This is a genomic window from Chloroflexus sp. (assembly GCF_056331925.1).
The window spans coordinates 17,757-39,247 of sequence record NZ_JBWGQH010000024.1 but is presented as its reverse complement, the minus strand read 5'-3'; the positions used below and the strand labels follow the sequence as shown (position 1 = coordinate 39,247).

Annotated in this window: 19 protein-coding genes; 3 read left to right on the top strand and 16 right to left on the bottom strand. The window is 54.7% G+C overall.

What is annotated here, in order from left to right; all coding sequences use genetic code 11:
- Positions 1–441: 441 nt before the first annotated feature.
- Positions 442–1,683 carry a BMP family lipoprotein gene (locus tag AC01ZF_RS12970; RefSeq protein ID WP_424675890.1) on the bottom strand — a complete coding sequence of 414 codons (1,242 nt, stop codon included), beginning with the start codon at positions 1,681–1,683 and terminating at the stop codon, positions 442–444.
- Positions 1,684–2,548: 865 nt separating this feature from the next.
- Here AC01ZF_RS12970 and malQ point away from each other — a divergent pair.
- The gene (malQ, locus tag AC01ZF_RS12965; RefSeq protein WP_476575406.1) at positions 2,549–4,063 is read left to right on the top strand and encodes a 4-alpha-glucanotransferase; all 1,515 of its coding nucleotides are present in this window, start codon (positions 2,549–2,551) and stop codon (positions 4,061–4,063) included.
- Here the strand turns inward: malQ and recF are convergent.
- Together recF and fni are read right to left on the bottom strand one after the other, a co-directional pair.
- Entirely contained in the window at positions 4,045–5,223 is a 1,179-nt protein-coding gene (gene recF / locus AC01ZF_RS12960; RefSeq protein WP_424675888.1) for a DNA replication/repair protein RecF, read from the bottom strand. The genes malQ and recF overlap by 19 nt on opposite strands.
- Before the next feature lie 20 nt (positions 5,224–5,243).
- Positions 5,244–6,284, bottom strand: a complete 1,041-nt coding sequence (fni, locus tag AC01ZF_RS12955; RefSeq protein WP_428112962.1) for a type 2 isopentenyl-diphosphate Delta-isomerase — start codon at positions 6,282–6,284, stop codon at positions 5,244–5,246.
- Between the two features lie 159 nt (positions 6,285–6,443).
- On the opposite strand from fni, the gene AC01ZF_RS12950 reads away from it, so the two are divergent.
- The gene (locus AC01ZF_RS12950; RefSeq protein ID WP_428112960.1) at positions 6,444–7,814 is read left to right on the top strand and encodes an NAD(P)/FAD-dependent oxidoreductase; all 1,371 of its coding nucleotides are present in this window, start codon (positions 6,444–6,446) and stop codon (positions 7,812–7,814) included.
- Between the two features lie 568 nt (positions 7,815–8,382).
- Here AC01ZF_RS12950 and AC01ZF_RS12945 read toward each other — a convergent pair.
- From AC01ZF_RS12945 to AC01ZF_RS12910, 8 genes are all read right to left on the bottom strand, one after another.
- Positions 8,383–9,561, bottom strand: a complete 1,179-nt coding sequence (locus tag AC01ZF_RS12945; protein ID WP_476575405.1) for a serine hydrolase domain-containing protein — start codon at positions 9,559–9,561, stop codon at positions 8,383–8,385.
- Positions 9,562–9,765: 204 nt separating this feature from the next.
- Positions 9,766–10,572 (bottom strand): lipoate--protein ligase family protein, encoded by an 807-nt coding sequence (locus AC01ZF_RS12940; protein ID WP_428132444.1) that lies wholly within the window; start codon positions 10,570–10,572, stop codon positions 9,766–9,768.
- A gap of 2 nt (positions 10,573–10,574) precedes the next feature.
- The gene (locus AC01ZF_RS12935) at positions 10,575–11,696 is read right to left on the bottom strand and encodes a winged helix DNA-binding domain-containing protein (protein ID WP_476575404.1); all 1,122 of its coding nucleotides are present in this window, start codon (positions 11,694–11,696) and stop codon (positions 10,575–10,577) included.
- Positions 11,693–12,031, bottom strand: coding sequence for a hypothetical protein (locus AC01ZF_RS12930; RefSeq protein WP_476575403.1), 339 nt, complete (start codon positions 12,029–12,031; stop codon positions 11,693–11,695). Before AC01ZF_RS12930 ends, AC01ZF_RS12935 begins: the two co-directional genes overlap by 4 nt.
- Entirely contained in the window at positions 11,967–14,207 is a 2,241-nt protein-coding gene (locus AC01ZF_RS12925; RefSeq protein ID WP_476575402.1) for an ArnT family glycosyltransferase, read from the bottom strand. Before AC01ZF_RS12925 ends, AC01ZF_RS12930 begins: the two co-directional genes overlap by 65 nt.
- Positions 14,194–15,111 (bottom strand): DUF4032 domain-containing protein, encoded by a 918-nt coding sequence (locus AC01ZF_RS12920; protein WP_428113488.1) that lies wholly within the window; start codon positions 15,109–15,111, stop codon positions 14,194–14,196. Before AC01ZF_RS12920 ends, AC01ZF_RS12925 begins: the two co-directional genes overlap by 14 nt.
- A 301-nt stretch (positions 15,112–15,412) precedes the next feature.
- On the bottom strand, positions 15,413–16,045 hold the full coding sequence (locus AC01ZF_RS12915) for a metallophosphoesterase (RefSeq protein WP_424675879.1): 633 nt from the start codon (positions 16,043–16,045) through the stop codon (positions 15,413–15,415).
- A 63-nt stretch (positions 16,046–16,108) separates the two neighbouring features.
- Complete coding sequence (locus AC01ZF_RS12910; RefSeq protein WP_424675878.1) at positions 16,109–17,677, bottom strand: sensor histidine kinase; 1,569 nt, start codon at positions 17,675–17,677, stop codon at positions 16,109–16,111.
- Between the two features lie 202 nt (positions 17,678–17,879).
- Here AC01ZF_RS12910 and AC01ZF_RS12905 point away from each other — a divergent pair, with 202 nt between their 5' ends.
- Positions 17,880–18,353 carry a glutathione peroxidase gene (locus tag AC01ZF_RS12905; RefSeq protein ID WP_424675877.1) on the top strand — a complete coding sequence of 158 codons (474 nt, stop codon included), beginning with the start codon at positions 17,880–17,882 and terminating at the stop codon, positions 18,351–18,353.
- A 672-nt stretch (positions 18,354–19,025) separates the two neighbouring features.
- On the opposite strand, the gene AC01ZF_RS12900 is transcribed toward AC01ZF_RS12905, so the two are convergent.
- The 5 genes from AC01ZF_RS12900 to AC01ZF_RS12880 form a co-directional block, all read right to left on the bottom strand.
- Positions 19,026–19,586, bottom strand: a complete 561-nt coding sequence (locus tag AC01ZF_RS12900; protein WP_424675876.1) for a DNA adenine methylase — start codon at positions 19,584–19,586, stop codon at positions 19,026–19,028.
- Positions 19,531–19,824, bottom strand: coding sequence for a DNA adenine methylase (locus AC01ZF_RS12895; RefSeq protein WP_424675875.1), 294 nt, complete (start codon positions 19,822–19,824; stop codon positions 19,531–19,533). Before AC01ZF_RS12895 ends, AC01ZF_RS12900 begins: the two co-directional genes overlap by 56 nt.
- Positions 19,821–20,048 (bottom strand): type II restriction endonuclease, encoded by a 228-nt coding sequence (locus tag AC01ZF_RS12890; RefSeq protein ID WP_476575412.1) that lies wholly within the window; start codon positions 20,046–20,048, stop codon positions 19,821–19,823. Before AC01ZF_RS12890 ends, AC01ZF_RS12895 begins: the two co-directional genes overlap by 4 nt.
- A 178-nt stretch (positions 20,049–20,226) precedes the next feature.
- Positions 20,227–20,733 (bottom strand): M23 family metallopeptidase, encoded by a 507-nt coding sequence (locus tag AC01ZF_RS12885; RefSeq protein ID WP_428113494.1) that lies wholly within the window; start codon positions 20,731–20,733, stop codon positions 20,227–20,229.
- The gene (locus AC01ZF_RS12880) at positions 20,730–21,014 is read right to left on the bottom strand and encodes a hypothetical protein (protein WP_424675873.1); all 285 of its coding nucleotides are present in this window, start codon (positions 21,012–21,014) and stop codon (positions 20,730–20,732) included. Before AC01ZF_RS12880 ends, AC01ZF_RS12885 begins: the two co-directional genes overlap by 4 nt.
- Positions 21,015–21,491: the final 477 nt, after the last annotated feature.

Genomic DNA, 21,491 nt, shown 5'->3' with positions numbered 1-21,491 from the left:
CGGGGAGGATGGCGCACGGCGCTCATCGTGGCCCCGTCAGGTGACCCCCTTGTCATTGCGCGCGCCGCGAGCAATCTGCCACACGTCAAGATTTCTCGGGCGCTGGCGCGCCCTCGAAATGACAAGGGGGTCAGAGCGAACGTAGCACCATCTGCCATTGCACGCAGCGAGCAATTTGCCAATTCAGCACGCCAAAGATGTCTCGCTTCGCTCGACATGACACGGGGAGGATGGCACACGGCGCTCATCGTGGCCCCGTCAGGTGACCCCCTTGTCATTGCGCGCGCCGCGAGCAATCTTCGACCACTGTGTCCTTTCGAGTGCAGCGAGAAATCTATAAAACTACCCCCTCGCGCTCCCGGCTTTTACCAACCTCTCCCGTGTCCTTTCGAGTGCAGCGAGAAATCTATAAAACTACCCCCTCGCGCTCCCGGCTTTTGCTTACGGTGCGCTTTGACCTTCGATACCGGCTAATAACTGCTGTGTATACCAAATCGTTTTGTCATCAGCAACTTGACCTTCAGGAACGAAGACGCTACCGTCTTGATAATAGAGGGGGCCGGTGAACAGGTTCAAACTCCCATCGGCCAGTTTAGCGATGAACGCATCAAGCTTTGCCGCATTCTCGGCGCTCAGCGCAGAACCTTTGACAAAACCGATCATGCTTGTGTCAGGATCATTGAGGTTGCTCCAATTCGGCCCTGTCCATTCCCATGCCGGCTCCCACTTACCTGAGCGGGCCAGCTCTACCAACCGCTTATAATCAGGTCCCCAGTTAAAGTACGGCACTCCCAAACAAACAGCTTCACCCTGCGCACATGCTCCCTTAAAATCGTAGGGGACTGCAAACACCCGTTTCCCGGCTTGCGTCGCCTTGTTGGCCTCAACAATCGCCTCGGTGGTATCAATGCCCGACAGGATCACATCGTAGCCCTCGTTAATAAAATCATTCGCTACCTTTGTCGGATCGAGGGTCACACCGGGAATGTTGAACCAGAAACCGATCCACGTCACCTTAAACGCCAGTTCGCTGGCCGGACGACCACGGTACGTCTCCCAGCAGTAGCGGGCGCCGAGGTAAGCCGAATTCACCAAGCGACGAGTTTCGGGATCGATCAGCGGACCGAGGTAGGCCAACTTACCGGCTTCGGTGGTCAAAGCTGCGGCACAGCCAGCAATCATCTTCCCGTATTCCATCCGCCCCATCAGATTGCGCACATTCGACGGCGCTTCGCCGGTCAGCACTTTATCACCGGAAGTGTGGATGAAGAAGACATCGGGATGCGCAGCGGCTGCGATGTTGGTACCATCGGCAAACTCGGCTGAATTGGTAATCACCAGTTTTGCCCCTTGCCCGATCAGCTCTTCGATCACCTGCTCCACCTTCACATTCGGTCGATCGGCGGGGTTTACTTTGTCGATATAGATAAACTTGACGCCGGGCAGTTTCTCGACGACATACTGAGCGCCTTCGTAATGGGCCTGATTCCAACCACCGTCATTGATCGGGCCTACGAGCACCATACCGAAGGTAAACTCTTCGGCAGAAGCCGCCGGCGCCGTCGTCGGTTCGGCTGCCGGAGCAGCGGTGGGTGCGGCTGTCGGCTGCGTTCCACACGCAGTTAGGATCAGGCTGAAGAACATGATAACCGGCAACAGCCAACGGACACCTTGGTTTCTCATCGGTCGACTCCTTACAAGCATCTGCAAACCTTATACCAGAGCAACGAAGCGGTGCAATCGATGACGATGACGGCCATCGCTGCGCCGAGACGGTTTGCGCAGATACGCACCTCTAACGGGGAGGGCTTCCCTGCCGGCTTCTTCGCCGATCAGGGCGCTATTGCGGAGCGCCCGATTACGCGGCGAGTATATCCGAGGTAGACGCGACTGTCAATTGAAGCAGGATAGAGAAGTGGTCAGGCATGATCAGTGTAGTCCAAATCGAACCAAACCCCACATGGATTCTCACTATGTGGCGCATTTCGTACTAGGTTACCGATCAGCATCTTCACACGCACACCGGCGACTGAAAGCAGTGATAACCACACTCATTGAACGGATTCGATCGCACCTGGTTCCAGTACCGGTGGTATGAACACACATCATTATGATGCCGTTGGTCCGTGGAATCATGGACAAGCGAGCCGAGCTGCCCTGACCACGCAACGACGGCATGAGACAACCTCTTACCGTCGTCACCGCCGGTGGATTCATCGGCGCACAGAGTCGCGGCTACGTTGGTCAGGATTCGCGTTTTTCGCGTCGACGCGAGCAGTGTTATTGTCGTCAATCAGACCGCAGATGCCATTCCCGATACTTGGGCGATTGCCTTTGGCGGTGGTAATACTGGACGGCGCACAATCGGGTTCTTGTGCATTTATACCTGTTGCAGCCCATCGCCAAGCAACACGTAGTACACACTCATCTTGGCCCGGCGTAGTGGCACCTGGACTACAACACAGCGTTGCCGATATTGCATTGATTGCATCCGCAACAGTATGCTACAATACCGGCCAGTTCGTTGGTTAGGTATTGGAGTACTATTATGCAATTTCAGCGCGCAAGTGGTATTTTGCTCCATCCCTCATCATTACCCGGACCATGGGGGATCGGCGATTTAGGCCCGATGGCATACCGGTTTGTCGACTTTTTGGTGGCAGCCGGACAATCGCTCTGGCAGGTTTTGCCACTTGGCCCAACCGGTTACGGAGACTCACCTTACCAGTGCTTTTCGGCCTTTGCTGGCAATCCACTTCTGATCAGTATTGATGACCTCATCGAACACAATCTCTTAACCGTCGACGAAGCTCGGGCCACACTCGATCATCTTCCGACAGAACGGGTCGAGTTCGGTTCGCTTATTCCGGCCAAGCAAACCCTCCTTCGGCAGAGTTTTGAACGGTTTCGTAGCAGCCGTGGCACACCGCTCCATCAAGCTTACACACGATTTTGCCTCGAGAATGCAGAGTGGCTGGCGGATTATGCCCTGTTTATGGCGATCAAAGAGGCGCAAGGCGGCGGCAGTTGGCATAATTGGACACCCGATCTGCGCGACCGCAAGCCGGAGGCATTGGCCCGTATCCGCTGCGATCTTGCGGTGAAGATTGACTTTCACCAGTATGTGCAATTCCTCTTCTTCCGCCAATGGCAATCACTGAAGGAATATGCCAATCGACAAGGTGTGATTATTATCGGCGATACACCGATTTTTGTCGCTGACGATAGCGTCGATGTCTGGGCACATCGCGATCTCTTTTACGTTGATGCGCAGGGAATGCCAACGGTGGTCGCCGGTGTCCCACCAGATTACTTCAGCACCACTGGTCAGCGCTGGGGGAATCCGCTCTATCGGTGGGATAAAATGGCCGCTACCGGTTATCGCTGGTGGGTAGCACGGATGCGACAGGCGCTTACGTTGTACGATGTGCTGCGTCTTGATCATTTTCGCGGGTTTGAAGCCTACTGGGAAGTGCCGGCCAGTGCGCCGACAGCGGTTGAGGGGCGGTGGGTGAAAGGCCCGGGCGCCGATCTGTTTCACGTTTTGCGTGCCGAGTTAGGTGATTTACCGATTATCGCCGAAGACCTCGGTCTGATTACACCCGAAGTAGAAGAACTGCGGCTCGCATTCGAGCTACCTGGCATGAAGGTGCTCCATTTTGCCTTCGGTGATAATCCGAACAACCCTTACCTGCCACACAACTACACAACGAATTATGTCGTCTACACCGGCACCCACGATAACGACACCACGTTAGGCTGGTTCAACACCCTCGATCCGGCCAGCCGGGCCGCCGTTCTCACCTATCTTGGCCGTGATGAACAGACGGTTGATATTGCATGGGATCTGATGCGGCTGGGGATGATGTCAGTTGCCAATTACGTAATTACCCCTTTGCAAGATGTGTTACGGCTCGGCTCAGAAGCACGGATGAATATGCCGGGTCGCCTCGGTGGCAACTGGGCGTGGCGGTTTGCGGCTGATGCGCTCCGGGAAGAACTAGCGATACAGTTGCGTCAACTGACGTATGCCTATGGTCGGCTTCAACCGGCAAAAAGCTGACCATCTTCGACACGAAAGCGACGAGCGGCGGCGAGAAAATCAGCACTAAAGTCGCTCAGGTCGGTAGCCGTAAGTAGAGTTTGTTGTTGCGGACGCAGAATGAGGTCAAGCAGATGCATGCGGCGTTGATTGTCAAGTTCGCTCAAAACATCATCGAGTAAAAGCACCGGTGCATCACCACCACGTTGCTGCATTAGCTCAGCTTCACCGATCTTGAGCGCCAGGGCGATGGAACGTTGTTGACCACGTGAACCATACCGACCAAGGTTCACACCGGCAACGCTGAAAACGAGATCATCGCGGTGCGGGCCACAGAGCGTCTGCCCGCGGGCCAACTCATCGGTACGCTGAGCGGCAAAGGCTAAGCGTAGGCGTTCGGCCAGACTGCCGGCATCACGTGCTGCGTCGAGGTCACAACTGGCAATATACTCGATCTGCAATTCGTGTTCGCCACCGCTAATCTTACGGTAGAGAGGTCCGGCCAGCACGCTCAATTCCACGACGGCGCGCAACCGTTCAGCTAACACATATCCTCCGGCAGCGGCTAGTTCCTGATCCCAATACCCCAACTCGGCATCAACATTGCGGGGCAAGCGACGTTGTTCACGCCATGTGCGCAAGAGACTATTGCGCTGCAACAGAATCTTCTGGTAATACGCCAGGGTTCGCACGTAGTGTGGATCGAGCTGTGAGAGGGTAATGTCGAGGTAGCGCCGCCGTTCGGCGGGTGGGCCATCAACCAGCATGACATCGGTAGGGGTAAAGAGCACCACCCGCAACTGACCGATCAGATCAATCGCTCGCGCCGGACGCTTATCGATCCGCACCAATTTTTGCGCACCGTTTAGCGGCTGACCACCATCATCGATCCGGCGCTGCACCAGTATTTCAAGCCGTACCGGTCCGATCCGACGCTCAACATCGGCTACAATCCGGGCAAAAGGTGGTGCACCGGCTTCACCGACTGCATCCCAGCGCACGAGGTCGCGATCACTGCTGAGACGAGGCGAGCGCGTAGTGGCGAGATAAAAAATAGCCTCAAGGAGGCTCGTCTTACCAGCAGCATTCGGGCCGTACAAGAGAATTGTTGTCGGCGAGAGTGCCACGTCTTGCCGCCGGTAGTTGCGAAAATCGCGCAAGGCAAGGTGATGAATGTACATACGCAGGTCGCAGCAGCGGATTACGAGCGCATACCGAGACGGAGATTACGTAACTCGCTCAAGTTCGCGCAACCGCTGCAGAACATCGCCACCCGCAACTCACGAATAAATGCGCTCAATCCCTCGATCACCGCCTCGGCACCACGTTCATTGATCGCATCAAAGAGGGCAGGCCGCGCCGTTCCGGCCAGATCGGCCCCCAATGCAATGGCCTTTGCCACGTCCACACCACTCCGCACCCCACCTGAAGCGATGAGCGTGACATCAGGTAACGCCGCCCGCACCTCACGCACGCATTCGGTCGTCGGCAAACCCCAATCGGCGAATGCACCGGCCACCCGCCGCCCGGTATCGTTTGGTTGGCGGAAGCGTTCGACTTCACTCCAACTCGTACCACCGGCACCGGCGACATCGATAATGCGCACTCCGACTTCGTATAGCCGGATCGCGTCAGCCGCACCGATCCCGTTCCCAACCTCTTTGGCGACAACCGGTACTTCAAGGCGACGACAGACCTCTTCGATCTTGTTCAGTAAGCCTTTAAAATTCACGTCACCTTCCGGTTGTACGGCTTCTTGGAGGGGGTTTAAATGCAAAATCAACGCATCAGCCTCGATCATCTCAACCGCCCGTCGGCAATGATCGACGGTAAAGCCGTAATTGAGTTGGACGGCACCAACGTTCGCTAATAGCGGAATCCGTGGTGCAACACGACGTACCTGATAAGTACTCGCAAGACGCGGATCCATCACTGCAGCTCGCTGCGAGCCAACCCCCATCGGTAAACCGAGATACTCAGCGGCCTCGGCTAGCGCAAGGTTGATCTTCTCGGCGCTGGAGGTGCCGCCAGTCATTGAGCTGATCAGCAATGGTGCAGCGATAGGTTTACCGAGAAAGGTGGTGCGTGTATCAACCTCGTTGAGATCGAGTTCGGGTAATGCGCGGTGAGGTAGACGGTAGGCGGCAAAACCGGTAACGACACCCTTGGCAGCAACGTCTTCGTTGAGCACGATTCGGATGTGATCTACTTTGCGCGATTCAGTTCTGTCGTCACCGGGCATAGCAAACTCCTACACAGGTAAGGAGGGAGACCCACGTTAACCCCTTTAGACGGATCATACCAACAAAAGAGAGGGGCGTCAAACACGGTAGATTTGGTATCATACGTTCCGGTATTCATTGCAACGTTGTTTACGGTGAGTAAGAAAGAGAAACAGACGATGATGCACGCCGATGTAGTCATTTGTGGCGCCGGCATTGCCGGTGTCGCGCTCGCGCACGAACTCGCCATCGTGCATGGTCGGCATAACGTTGTACTGGTTGAAGCCGGCACTCCTCTGACGTTGACCAGTGATAAATCAACCGAATGCTACCGAAACTGGTGGCCGGACGAGGCGATGATGGCGCTCATGAACCGTAGCATTGATCGATTGGAAGAGATTGCCCTGGTCAGTCATAATCGGATTCGGCTCAACCGGCGTGGGTATCTGTATGCGACTGCTGACCCACAGCGTGCTATCCAGTGGCATATGCAGGCGGAACGAGTAGCCCAACGCGGTGCCGGACCGCTCCATATTCACCAGAGTATGCAGACTGCGTACCAGCCTATCTCCCACGACTGGCGTGAGGCGCCGGCGGGGATTGATCTGCTGCTTGATCCTACCTTGATCCGACAGCATTTTCCTTCCCTTAACCCGGCGACAGTTGCTGTCTTGCATGCCCGCCGCTGCGGTTGGTTCAGCGCACAACAGCTTGGCGCAATGCTGTTGGAGAAGGCACGAGCTGCCGGCGTTCAGCTCGTGCATGGGCGTGTGACGGCAGTTGTACAGCGTAGCGGACGGGTAATAGCGGTGACGGTTGCAACGCCGGGTGGGAGTGAACAAATTGCCACACCATGCTTTGTCAATGCAGCCGGACCGCATCTTGCTGCGGTCGGCGAATTACTCGGCCTTGACCTACCGGTCCATAACCAGTTACATCTCAAAGCTGCCTTTGCCGATACGCTCGGTGTGGTACCGCGCACAGCACCACTCTTGATCTGGGGCGATCCGGTCGAGCTGGCGTGGAGTGAGGCGGAACGAGCGGAACTAGACGCCGATCCGGGGACCGCATGGTTAACCGCACCACTCCCGGCAGGAGTGCATTGTCGCCCTGAGGGTGAAGGAAGCAACCAACAAGTTCTCGTCCTCTGGGACTACCACCCGCACGATCCCACCGCCCGCACAGCTCACTTCCCGATACCGCTCGATGATACCTTTTTCGAGATTGCGCTACGGGGGATGACAACGATGCTACCCGGCTTACAGGCCTATGTTGAACGGTTGCCGCGCGCGTATCTCGACGGCGGATACTACACTTGTACGCCGGAAAACCGGCCACTGATCGGTCCGCTATCAGTTGAAGGCGCGTTTGTCATTGGTGCCCTGGCCGGTTATGGCATTATGGCGGCCCTGGCTGCCGCCGAACTGTTGGCTGCCCACATGACCGGATCACTGTTGCCGAACTACGCTGCTGCCTTTCATCCGGCTCGTTACGACGATCCGGCCTACCGGGCGCAACTGGCGCACTGGGGCGAAACCGGGCAGTTGTGAGATAATATATATTGTTGATCATTGGGAATGTCAACCGGTATCCGTGCCAATTCCAGTAGCAGGCGAATATTATGTTTCGCGTTATTTTATTAAACTTACCTGAGTTTCATCGATCTGAATGGCGCTCTAAATATGGATGAGACCTTCATACAGTATAATCTGCTCGTTTGGGACACGAGTGATGTAACGCGGTTCCAACGCTACCGGAGGACTCGAAGATTGATTATGCATCTCATTCACCATAGATAACCTTATCTTTCTCTTTCGTGCGCTGCTATTGTAGGCGCCCCCACTTTGCTGTCCTTGCGATGGGGCTCACGTTTCAGCAAAAGCAACCTCATATAGGCACAGCTCCCACTATTGCGAGGGATTGCTTCACCGCCTCCGGCGGCTCGCAATGACATAGCTCAGCTCAATGACACATCGTTCCCGGGATGAATGCGCCATTGTTCCGGCTATCATGCGCTGGCAATACATATTAGCCGGAAGGTTCACATGTGATGCTGCTACGCCATGCGAGCCAGCCTGATCGTGGGCATGTGACGCTTGACGATCCCCTTGTCTCCCCTCACGGTAGCATCGCACCGATAGTTGCGGCAATAGCATCAGCATTCGTTCGTTCCATATTGCTCAAGACGATCACGACACTCTGGGTGTCGGGATAATAGGCAAGGTGCGAGACCGCACCTGAGATAAAGCCGGGGTGATATATCACCGTTCTCCCATTGCGATCTTCGATCTTCCAACCGTAGCCATAGTTATTACGAACCGGTGTATACATCTGGTTCAATTCGGCGGCGGGGAGGAGTTGGCCGCTGTTAAGCGCGGTCACAAAGCGATACAGGTCTTCAACCGTCGAATAGAGACCACCGGCGCTGTAGAGATTACTCGTGTCAATCGGAATCGCCCGTTCCGCGCCCGGCCCTATATAGCCAACAGTACCGTTGAGCGCCGAGGCGTCGCCGCTGTCGTAGCCGCTGTTGGTCATACCCGCCGGCACGAAGATGTTGGCGCGGATGTAATCAGCGTAGGATTGGCCGCTCACCGCTTCGATGACCAACCCCAGCACGACATAGTTGGAATTGCCGTAGCGAAAGGCGCTGCCCGGTGCGAAGTCGAGCGGCAAGTTGCGAAACCGGGCTGCGAGCTGGGTCGGCGTGACCGGCGAACGTTCGAGTTGCTCGAAGTCGCGGAAGTCGGTGTAGTTCGGAATGCCGGCGGTGTGGGTGAGGAGGTGGTGGAGCGTGATCGGTTGCCATGCCGGCGGGCAGTCGGGTAGGTAGCGGCAGACCGATTCGTTGACGTTGAGTTTGTCCGCCGCTTGTAACTGCATTATCGCCAGCGCCGTGAATGGCTTAGTGATCGAAGCGATGCGGAAGCGGGTCTGAGCCGTGTTGGGCAGATCGCGCTCGACGTTGGCCTGTCCGTAGCCACGGGCCACCAAGATGCGCCCCTGCGTCGCCACCAGCACCGAACCGCGAAATTGGCCTTTTTCGGTCAGATCGCGCAGGTAGAGGTCGATTTGGGTGGCGATATCAACCAAGCTCGGCGTTGGCGTCGGACGCACCGGTTCCATGACCGCCACTAAGGGGGTGCTGGCCGGCAACGGCCGGTTGGGGGTGACGCTGGGCAAGATGGTCGGCTGCGATCCCACCGGCACCCACGCCGAGATGACCGGATCGCGTTGGCCGCAGGCGGTCAACACGATGATGGCGAGGATGGATATAGCAATCGTCAAGCAGCGCATAGACATATCAAGACGCGAAGCGAGCAAAGACGCAGAGATGTTCAACGCAAAGACGCGAAGCGAGCAAAGGCGCAGAGATGTTCAACGCAAAGACGCGAAGCGAGCAAAGGCGCAGAGATGTTCAACGCAAAGACGCGAAGCGCGCCAAGGGACGCAAAGGATTAGAATAACTCTCTGCGCACTCTGTGACCTCGGTGGTAAACCTCATCCCAAGGGCGCAAACCGGTTCTGCGCCGCCGCCATCGCCACCAATTCTGCCGCCGTCCAATCGGAAGGCGTGATAGTTACATCGTACCGCTGACAGAGCGCGACGGCAAATGCGGCTGCCAAGGATGCGAGATCGGGCGGGTTAGTGCAGACAGTGACGAGATCGGTCACCCGTTCTGCCAGCCGTTCCACTAAGAGTCGGCGTTCAGATTCAGAAATAGCCAACAGCGCCGCCAATTGCGCTCCCGGCCAATGGGTATACACTCCAACCTGAAACAAGAGACCTTCTCTCCGACGAACCTGGGCAAATCCAACCAATTTACGCCCGGCAACAAGCAATTCGTAGGGCGACCAACCACCAAAACATGCCCGCGCTACCAGCGGATCGAGCGATGCTCGGTCGGACCGCGCTGCCGCAATGGTAATCAGATCGGCCTGCACGCCAAAGTGAGCCAACGTCGCTTGCCACACTTCACCCAGCCAGCGGTACGACTCGCTAACGTCGGGCAGGGCAAGAGGATGATCAATCGGCAGGGCAATATCTTGCATCAAGAAGCCGGGCACGAAGAGCACGGCCGTACCGCCGCTGGCTCGCCGATGCAGCGTGGTGCCAGCATTCGCCAAGGCCGCCTGATCAACCTCGCTCAACTTCTGGCCCGAACCGATCACCAACGCCGGCTGGGACGCGGCGGCATACCAGCGAATCGCCGGTTGGGGCGTGGTCGTCAAGCCGGCCAGCATCGCCGCGCCGGCAGCCAACTCGCTCGCCGGATCACCGTGAGCTGGCGGCAACCGGCGCCACATGTTCATTCCACCCATCGGCATGCTCCCAACGGTGCGCCGAAATGCGCAGCGACCCCGGCGGCTAACAATTCAAGCTGCGTTCGTACTGCCGGTGGCAATGGGGTAAATGGTCGCAACGTGACATGCAACGTTTCCCCATGCCAATCGTAACGCCACGTACCGGCAATCCGCCCCGCTAACAAGATTGTCGCCTCGACATGGCCAGCGGGCCGCCAAACCTGCTTATAGCCTACCGCATCAACCAACCAGCTCCGATCACGTGTACCAAGCAAGAGTGGATCAAACCGACCGAGCAAACGCGGTGGCAGATCGGCTAGCGCTGGCAGTTCACAAATGCGTTCGACCCGGCACTGGAGCCACCATGCCGACTTCCCAGCCACCGTCACTTTTACTACCTCATCACCCAACATCGCCAACCAGCGTTTTATCTCAGCCTGCGTCCGCCCACGCCAACAGGTTATGTCAGCAGGGTAGGCCGGACCGAAGGTAGCCAGATAGCGACGCATCAACTCAGCATTGGCCTCATCGGTTGGCGGCGGATGCCACGTGAGATCGGGCAACCAGCGTAGCCGGTGAGCCATACGCGCTTCACCACCGTGCGGTGCAGCGTGGCAGGCCAGACCACGTCGAGCCAAAACTGAAAAAATACCACCCCAACCGGACAAATGACGTTCATCAATCGTAGGTATCAACCGACGCACGTCACTGCGGCCCATCGTTTCGTGCTCGTACAACCACTGCGCCACACGGGTGATAAACGCCTCGCACGCTGCCGAATCCCACCCATCGCGCAACATTTCTAGCTCCCAAGAAGTAACACGTTCGGCTTGGGCCGCATAGATCAACGGCCAATCACCGGCTGCGTACACGTGCAGCGTATGGCGTTGTCCCCATAAGCGCACGAGTGCTCGCTCATGGTACAACAATTGCTCAAACTGAGTGTTCGTCAAGCCAGGCACCCGATTCCACAAGGCTAAGCCAGCGGCAGGCAGGATTTGTGCCTGGACACCCGCCAACTGCTGTGCTGCCGTCACCGGATCGGCAAACGGTTTGAACAGCCCATTCTGCACAATCCGGGCTGCCGCTACTTGTTCAATAGTAATGTCTACTAGTGCTTTCCTCATGGCGACCTCATCACGGCCAGCGCCGCCGCACCACGGGCAAATACTCGTACAAGCGGTTCGCCGCCGGTTGGGATGGTTGGCGACGATTCCACCTCTCTGCCTGCGGACCCAAGTGCGTTAAGGACGACGGCAACCGTGGTGGCATCGGCCGAGACGGGCAAGACGACGAGCACATCATCATCACCGACCAACGAGCCGCGCCAGATACGGGCCTGCTGTGCCGGTGCGAGATCGGCAGTAAGAAAACGTACCGTATTGCTCAGCGCCCACTCACGTGGTAGATAAACCGGTACTGGTTGTGGTTGTGTCGCCGCATTCCGCACAATCTGCGTCATGACCGTCTCGGTTCGATACAAACTCACCGTACCCCCGAGGATCGTGCCACATCAAGCCGAAATAGACCCACAGGTTCACGGCCAAGCTACCGGCAAGCGCGGCAGGGATCAACCAGCGCCGCCACTGCGCACCGGACGCCAACCGGCTCAACCCCCACCCGGCCAGCGCACAAGCCGGCGCAAGGGTGCCGAGCGATCGCATAGCATGCGGCGCATTGAAGCTTAACAGACCTGGGATGTAGTAGAGCAGCCAGAGCGCCAATAAAACCCCTGCCGTAGACCGCGCCCGCCACGCCACACCAATACCGAGCAGCAAGAACAGACCGACCACCGGATCGACCATTGGCGCCGATGGGAGATGATGGCGACCGTTGGATTCACCCTGAATGTGCCACATCAAGCCATGGGCCACGATATTTTCGGCCAAAAAATCAAGCGGACGGTGGCGGTTGAGACTATTGGCTTGAAAGATCGAGACCGAACCAACACGCCGGTTAAACCCGAAACTATCGGGATACCACACTAGCGGCATTACCACGATGGCACCGATAAGGGCTGCCAGCGCGAGTCGTGACCAAGTCAGACGCCAACGTTCTCGATCACGACTAAGCCGGAATAAGACCACAACGGCTAATGCTAGTGGTGCTAGCCGCCCGGTGTGGTAGGTATAGACAGCTAGCCCACCTAGCAATGCAGCCAACGCCACCGAGCACCAGACCCACCAGCCACGTCGGTTCGGATCCAATCCCCGCCAAAGCAAACCGGCTGCCGTCAGAACCAACACATGATCGAGCGTTGCCGGAAAAGCCCACCGGCTCATACTGAGTGACCACGACGACCAAGCCAACAGTGCTGCGCTTAATACGGCAGTCCGCCGCCCAATGATCGGCGCAACGAACCAATACAGTGCGAGCGGGGTAAGGGCACCGGCTACCGCACTGACGAGCCGGACACTCCACACATGCGGCCCCAGGATCCCGACAACGGGGGCCATCAGATAAAACAACAATGCCGGCAGATCGGCCACAACCGGCACATAGATCGGACGAAAATCAGGTTCTGACCAGATCCGTAACGCGAGCAAACCATGGCGAGCCTCATCACGCCACAGCGCCACCGGCATTTGGTCAAGCGCGACCAGTCGTGTGAGCAAGGCCACACCGGTTATCGCAACCAACAAGTGATCGATTGGCCATATAGAACGTTCTTCAGAATCAGTAATCAGGGGCCATGCCAACCCAACCCCGCCGAACACGAGCGGCAACGCAATCCACGCCAGAGCGCCAGCCCGCAAGGCGAAGAGGCTAGCTAATGCTACGACCAGCCCCATCCAACCCACGATTGGCCGGGCAGCCGCCCATTGGGCTACCGAACGCCAGCCAGCCGCAAGCTCCGGCCATATCACCAACGCGAGCGCTGGTAACACCGGCCACCACAGCCACGGCATACTCGGCAACCAATACTCTGCGGCCACAGGAAACAGTGCCAAACCGAGCGCCGGTATGACGGCCAACCCAGTCGCAGCGATCCGCCACCGATCCGGCCAACGCCAGACGGTTGCCGCCATCCAGACCAGCAAGGGTAGGGTTCCCCAAGCAACCGTTTGATTACTCAGTGGTGGTTGACCGACCAGCGCTAATAGCTTCACACCACTCAGTGCCAACCCCAATTCGCGAACATCGCGTGTTGACACATACGGATCGGTCGTCCAACGCACGACGGTATCGGTAGTGGTTGTGGTCGGGACGATCAAGCGATACCGTCGCCAGTAACCGGCGATGGTAGCTACGGCCAAAAGGCCTTCGTGATCGGTAAACACCGCCTGTGCCGGTGGCATACCCGGCGCGCGTGGTGCGGCCAACCGCAACTCAACTAAGGCCGCCACACCGCGATAGCCGTACAAAAACAGTGCAGCTTGGGGCTGCGACCAGCGAAAGAGATCGGTTTCATTCTGTTCATTTTCATACAAACCGACAAGGATCGGTTCGTAATCTTCGCCGACCCGCCAATAATGTGCCGGCCGAGATATGGGCAACAACAACAACAGCACTGCGATACTCGTCAGTGCAATCGGCAACCACACGGCCGGCCAGCGATGCAAAGTTGGGAGAAGATGATTGCGGATCACGGCGCGTATTATACCACGTCGCCGATTGGGTCCTTCAGCTCGATCCAACTGCCGGCTTTCCACGCAGCGCACTAAGCAACCAATCTGTCAGCATCGCCAGACTCCGCCGGCCAAAGAGCCGCACATAATCTGATGCTGCGACCAACGGCCCCGGATCAGCGCCACCGTTGCGTTCACGCATATACCAACGATGATCCATAATCCAACGATAGAGATCGGCTTCGGTACGACCGGGAAAGTAACGAAGGGCATGTTGCTGCCTAATCACTTCGATCACCGGCATATAGACATTATCGTACCAGCTCGTTACCGCCTCTTCGCGTGTAACCGGACGGCCCAACTCTTGCCCCAAATAGTAACGGTGTGCATTAATATGCCGAACCAAATCGAGATAGCCACCTGGCTCGCTAAACTCGATCCGCTGCTCTGGTCGCAGATCGGCAAGACCGGTCCATTCGAGAAAGTCACTATATTCCTCTTTCAGCAGCAGATCGCGCAAACTCAGATTGGGATTGAGTGGTACATCAACCACCAGCTCGGTCACAATCGCATCGATCTCACGCTGACCTTGGAAGCGGGCCACCGAAATCCGATGATGGCCGTCTTTGACAAAATAGATATCGCCCAGCTTATACAACTCAACTGCGGGCAACGGTACCCCCTCGTGATGGGCACGATCGATATTCATCCAGCGCAAACGATTAGCGTTATGGCGCGGCGCAAACTGTCGATCAAAGTCACTGTAGCGACCTTCGCTCCCGACAATCTTGTCAAGCGGAACGGTCTGATGACCGAGATAATGTTGACCACGCACATTCAGCCGCGCCCGCACCTCATCGAACGGTAACAGTTCGTTGGGACGACGGGTAATCAGCGCCAGCAGTTCGCGTAGCATCTGATCGCGGCGAATGCGGGTAAATTCATCATGAACGATTGCTTGAATGGCTGACATCGGCCACTCCTTTCGGCATCACCAACAATTGATGGTCAGCGCAGAAACAATGCGCTCTACCGACCGGCAACGCCGACGGCCGTTTTCGCGAGTAGCGTACCATGAGTCAGACGCGATTGCAACACAAAAAGTTGCATAAAGAACCATCTCAATAAATTGGAAGATGGTAACAACGAGCGAGAAGACTTCCTTCGCCGAATGACCCACAAAGCGAGGGGAGGATTACGGGCCAAGCACAGGCACCATCGCGGCACATGCTTGACAGCCAGCCAACAACTTCCGCGAACTCCAACCTCGTGTATTACACAACCAGATCAAGTAAACGGTAGCCGGCTGTATTGATCACGAGGGTATCACCAACCTGGGTCTCGGTAGTATGGCTAAAGCCATATGAGAGATGGATATGGCCGTGGATGAGATACCGTGGGCGAAACCACTGCATCATCAATAGCAACGCGCGAAAGCCGCGATGGGGGTAATCGGGGCCGTTGTGAATGCCGAGCGGCGGCGCATGGGTCAGCAAGACATCAAGATACCGGCCATAGCGCAGCCGGTTGAGCAACAGGCGCGGCGCTATCCGCCACACCCGCAGCATCATCTGTGTCTCTGTGTACTGGTGATGGCCATCGGGCTTGTAGCGTATCGAACCGCCCAAACCGCCGATCAACAATCCTTGATGGCGCACCACGCGATCTTCGACACAGACCGCGCCACGGGCGTAGCTGACCACTTGCCCATCGGCTTGCACCTCCGGCGAATCGTGGTTGCCCCAGACATAGAAACAGGGCTGACCAAGCATCGTCACTACAAACTCAAGGTAATAGATCGGCAGATCACCGCAGGCCAGCACGAGGCGTACATCGGCGAAACGTTGCTTGATATTCAGACTGTAGACGGCAGGAACGACTTCATCGCTAATCGTGAGTGTACGCATGCCGGCTATTGTACCTTATCCGGCAACAACCGACAGCAACAGTTGCCACCTGTTGGCCATCCTCTATGGCCGTCCATAGCCAGTAATAGCCGTTGCCGGCGGTTCAGGCAACGGTAAATATATGGCAAACGTACTTCCGCGCCCGACTTCACTCGCCACGGTAACATAACCACCGTGGGCCTCGGCCACCCACTTAACAATCGAGAGTCCCAAACCGGTCCCACCACTATGGCGCGAACGTGAACGATCAACCCGGTAGAAACGTTCAAAGATCAGATCACGTTCGGCCTCGCTAATCCCGATCCCGGTATCGGCGACACTCAGACAGGCAAAGTGTTCATAGCGTTCGAGACTCAGAATTACCAACCCACCGGGTGGCGTATACTGCAACGCATTCACCCCTAAATTCAATAGTGCTTGTTTGATCCGATCTCGATCACCGTATACCAGTATCTGATCCTCAGCTCCAATCCGTAACCGCACTTGATTGGCGAGCGATCGCAGCTCCCGAAAAACTTCGAGCAACAATGTATCAAGCTCGACCGGCTCATAACGTAGTACAACGTTCGTTTCACTCTGGGCTAACAACAACAGATCGTTCACCATGCGAATCAGACGCGCCGTTTCCCGACGCATATCACCGACCATCTCCGTAACGAGGATCGGATCGGTACTCGCACCCCGCTCAAGGACTTCGAGATTACCCTGCATCACCGTGAGCGGTGTGCGCAGTTCGTGACTGACATCGGCAACAAAACGCTGTTGCGTAGAAAAGAGTCGTTCTAGTCGGGATAATAGTTCGTTGATCGTTACCGTCAACTGATGAATTTCATCACGTTGCACCGGCTCAGGAATTCGCCGACCCAAATCTTCGGCGCGGACAATACTCTGCGCCGTTTGCGTGATCTGCTCGATGGGCTGCAACGCGCGCTTTGATAAGTACATTGAACCCATGCCGGTCACCAACGTTGCTATAACGCCACCGATAATCAGAATTGTTTGCAATGTGGCAAGGGTATCATTCACATCATTAAGTGGGCGTGAGACTTGAATAAATCCGATGGTCTGACCGTTGTGCAACGTCACACGTGTAATCAACGACTTGACCTGTACCCCACTAACCTCACGGATTACCGTCAGGCCATTTTCATCGGTAACGTTCATATTCAGGGCTTCATCGGGTAGAGGAAGCATATACGGAGCAAGATTGGGAGTACTGCTGACTAAGGTCCCATCACCCCGAAAAAATTGGGCTCCGATGTTGCGATTGGTAAAGAGTTGAATGAAATCGCTGTTGAGGTACAGTTGTAACTCACCACTCGGAGTACGGACACCTTGCAAGCCAACAGCATTGAGAATCGAACGAATTTGTTGCGTGGCTGCAACTAGATCGCGTTGCACATTAGCGTGGAGAGTCTGCGCCACAGCAATATGCATACCTACACTAATGACGATAAGGGCTAGCACAAACAAGGAGCTGTAGAGAAGTGTCAACCGCATGCGAAACGGGATGGCACTGAACATCGGCTTCGCACGCCACAGGTTCATTAACCATCCTGCCGGTACTGACACTACCCGATCCAGCAACGTGATCGCTTTTGAAAGATTCCGCTGTTCGTTCACTTTGGTCATAACAATTCGATAAACGGCTATGTGGTATGCCGATACCGTTTGCATTTGTATCTGCTTCAGCATACCACACCGGCGAGGATGAATGTCGGCTGTGTGTTCTGCGGAAGATTATCTCACACCCACGAGCAAAGGTTGACAGGCATAGCAAATCGGATCATACTACTAAAAGGTCAACATTTAGACTTTCATACATCGAGCAACTATGAACATCTACGACTTTTCGGCTCGTACCATTGACGGAGAGATACAATCACTCACCGATTATCGCGGCAAAGTGCTCTTAATTGTGAACGTCGCCAGTTACTGTGGATTGGCTCCACAATACGGTGATCTGGAATTGCTTTACCAACGCTATCGCGAGCGCGGGTTGGTGGTTCTCGGCTTCCCTAGCAACCAATTCAACCAAGAACCGGATGACGAAGCAGCGATCAAGGCTTTCTGTATACGAACCTACGCGATCACCTTTCCCCTGTTTGCCAAGATTGAGGTCAACGGCCCCAATACCCACCCTCTCTTTGCCTATCTCAAGGCCCAACAGCCGGGTAGCAGCCCCAACGGCGAGATCAAGTGGAACTTTACCAAGTTTTTAGTTGACCGCAACGGCATTCCGGTGCGCCGCTACGCCCCAACCGATACCATTGGTTCCATCGAGCGCGATCTGGTGAAGTTGTTGTAAACCGGTAACGTGTCAACCAAATGAGGGGGAACGAACCTTGTTCATCCTCGTTTGGCTGCGCCCACGCACGGTCAGGGCTATGGCGCTTTCTGTACCGGCGCTGGTGGACGGCTCATTCCCCGATGGATAGGTCACCTCACTCTTTTCGGTGAAGCTGTACCATCCTATCCGCCGGCAAAGGCAACATGTGGAAGGAGGCCGTTTTGCATGAAAGGCGCGGTCAAACGAACGATGCCGCGTCGAAAACGGCTGCCTGCCAAGCGCGAGTTATGCGTCTTCCTCGTGCCGCCAGAGTGAGAAACCTCACAGGAGAGCCGGTCTCCACGACCGGCCGGCCACCTGCCCGGCCTGACCGACTCAAGGAGCAGTTGCTGATGGCGATGGCGGGAAAGGCACCTCATCGTGTCCACAACCCGAAACCCCACCGTTGCATGCGAGAATCCGCACGGCGACGTCGCGTCAACGTTCCATCCATCTGCAGCGAACGGTTGGTGTTGTTGTGCAACGCAGCAGCGTCAGGTAGAAATGCAGGTTATTAGCCTGCTTGCTCATCTAAGGCAAGCACCAATTGAATGGGCTTATCAGACGTTGTGGTCTCGATAAGCACCGTCTCATAACCAGGTTTTATCAACAAGGTTTCTTCCATTGAATTTCTGAGATTTTCTGTCGAGCCTACGTGATAAATGTTCTTTCTACTAGCCCATCCCAATAGGAAGTAATGTGCTGATTGAGACGATACTTGTTTTCTTTCCACATAGACAGCGCAAAACCACATGGCGAGTTTCGAGCAATTCTTGCTAAATCTGCTGCATCATCTTCTGACCATTGCTGATAATAATCTGTATGTCTGCCAATGTAAGGCGGGTCAAGATATACAAGATCGTCTTCTGTGATATTCTCAAGAACGTCTCGCCAATCTCCAATACGAAATTCCCAATCTTTGTCCTGCATAATGATAAGAATTTGAGAAATTTGATTTACTATCTTGGTTACGTAGGCTTGACGAAAGCAATCTCGCTTCCGAAAAAACAGAATATTGAATTCCCCTTTGCTATTAAAACGCATCACTCCATTGAAACACGACCTGTTGAAGAAAATGAAATCTAAAGGGTCTCCAGTTCTATTGAAACGTTCTCTAACCACGTAATAATAATCTTCACCCTTTGACAATAATATTTTACCTTCTGCGGTCAAGTATGACCTTACGTGTTCGGGCGACAGAATTTCCTTCATAAATTATCTGGGATAACCTGATGATGTGAGGATTAACATCATTGAGTAATGCGCGTCCTAGCTGAACATTGAACAAGACTACGCCTGATCCAAGAAACGGTTCTATCCACCGTCCTTTACCATTCCAGGAAATGTTACTCAAGATGAATTGAACAAGTTTCGTTTTAATCCCCTGACACTTTAGCGGAGGGACAATTACTTGCTTTACTGTGCGCGGTAAACCTTGAAGAACTATCACTTTGCCCAGCCTTTGTATTTCAAATAACTACGCAAATTGGTATAAGGCGGCCGCTTCAATTTCGCTGCTCTTGCCATATCTTCGGTCAAGTAATACATCCAATAGTCATCAAAAACATCTTCTCCTAACGACGCAAACGGACCAGACCCATGTACAAGCTTACCAATCTCCATAACCGAACCAATATTCTTGGTATTACCACTCCCTAGACGGTCAGATGCAATGCGATATTTTTCTTGAGCAAAGAATGGTAACCAAGAACATGAGTTGCGCCAACAAACGTGTCGAACAGCGATTCTAAGTCGTCCTCATAAGCTCGGTTGCAGAGTGCGATGATGGTTTTCCGATCTACATCTGACAAGCATGCGCCTTGAATTTCTTGGATAGTTAGCCGGTTATCACTCAAGATACCGATTGATACTTGTGTACTTGCCCAACGGTTGGTTTCAGCAAAAACCCTGTCCGTCCGTATAACCGGTCAAGAATGAATTCGATCATTCGTGCTACGACAGCGAACATTCCGAAAAGCGTAAGGAATACAATGAAAACGTTCCAAACGAAATCGAAACCTGTTGGTTTGAGAAACTCTACGGTGTTGTTTATCCCTGATGTACAGTGATCAATGTTGCGCACCAGGTAGTCTCTTTTAACAAAGCCTGATTCAACACATTCTTTGATGTTGCCGTTTAAACGCTCAAAATTCCTAAACTTTATAGGCAACCTTATAGCCGTATAGAAATCCGCCCTATCTTGTAGTTGAAAGTGTAAATGAGGTTCGGAAGAATCCTCCGAATGCCTGCACTCGCCTATTTTCTGTCCTGAGATAACCATCTCGTCTTTTTTCACTGGTATGCTGCCTACCTTCAAATTCGCATAAAGTGCATATCTCTCAGTATCATGCTTTATCACAACATAGTTTCCGCCCAGCCTATCCCTGCTTGGTAGTAATCCCTAATGTTTTCCTGTATATCTTCCACCACCATGTCTGCGGCTACAAGTATAGGCTTTCCAAAAGCAAAGTAATTTTCTGGTTTGCTTGCGCTGTGTTGATGGGTTTTTCCAGAGTTGCTAACGACTACAAAATCATAAGCATACCTTTGTCCTACTAGATTCCACGAATGCGAAATTTGTTTGCGAATATCATCATTAACAACCTTCCATGTTCCTTCAAATGGTAGCGCAAAACTCACCGTATCGTCATAGACGACACCTTTGATACACGCTCGACCGATGGCTATACATTGCCCTGTGGCTTATCGTACAGTTTGTACGAAACCATAGAGATTGAAAATTGACCAAATAAAAACCGAGATGAGATTCTCAAAGAATATTTTTAGCGACGTGACAAAAGACATTGCTCTCTCGATTGTTTTAGGGCGAAGCGCCCAACAGCTATGTCATATGTCAAGTGGCGAAGCGTGAAAGCCAGATTCCTGCGCGAAAGGGGTTTCCCTGCCTGCAACGTCAATTCTTCCGCGACGTCTGTCGCTCTAGATGGAGCTTCCCCTTCCGGTCTCGTCCCCGGCGGAACTCGAAGCCGAGAAGGTCAAAGCCAGTCTTGCCCAGGTCCTTCTGCAGGCTGAACGCTATCACCCGCGTCTTCTCCTCCGACAATTCCAGCTCAAGATAAAAGTGGTAGCTCAGTCTGAGCAGGTGAAGTCAAGGGA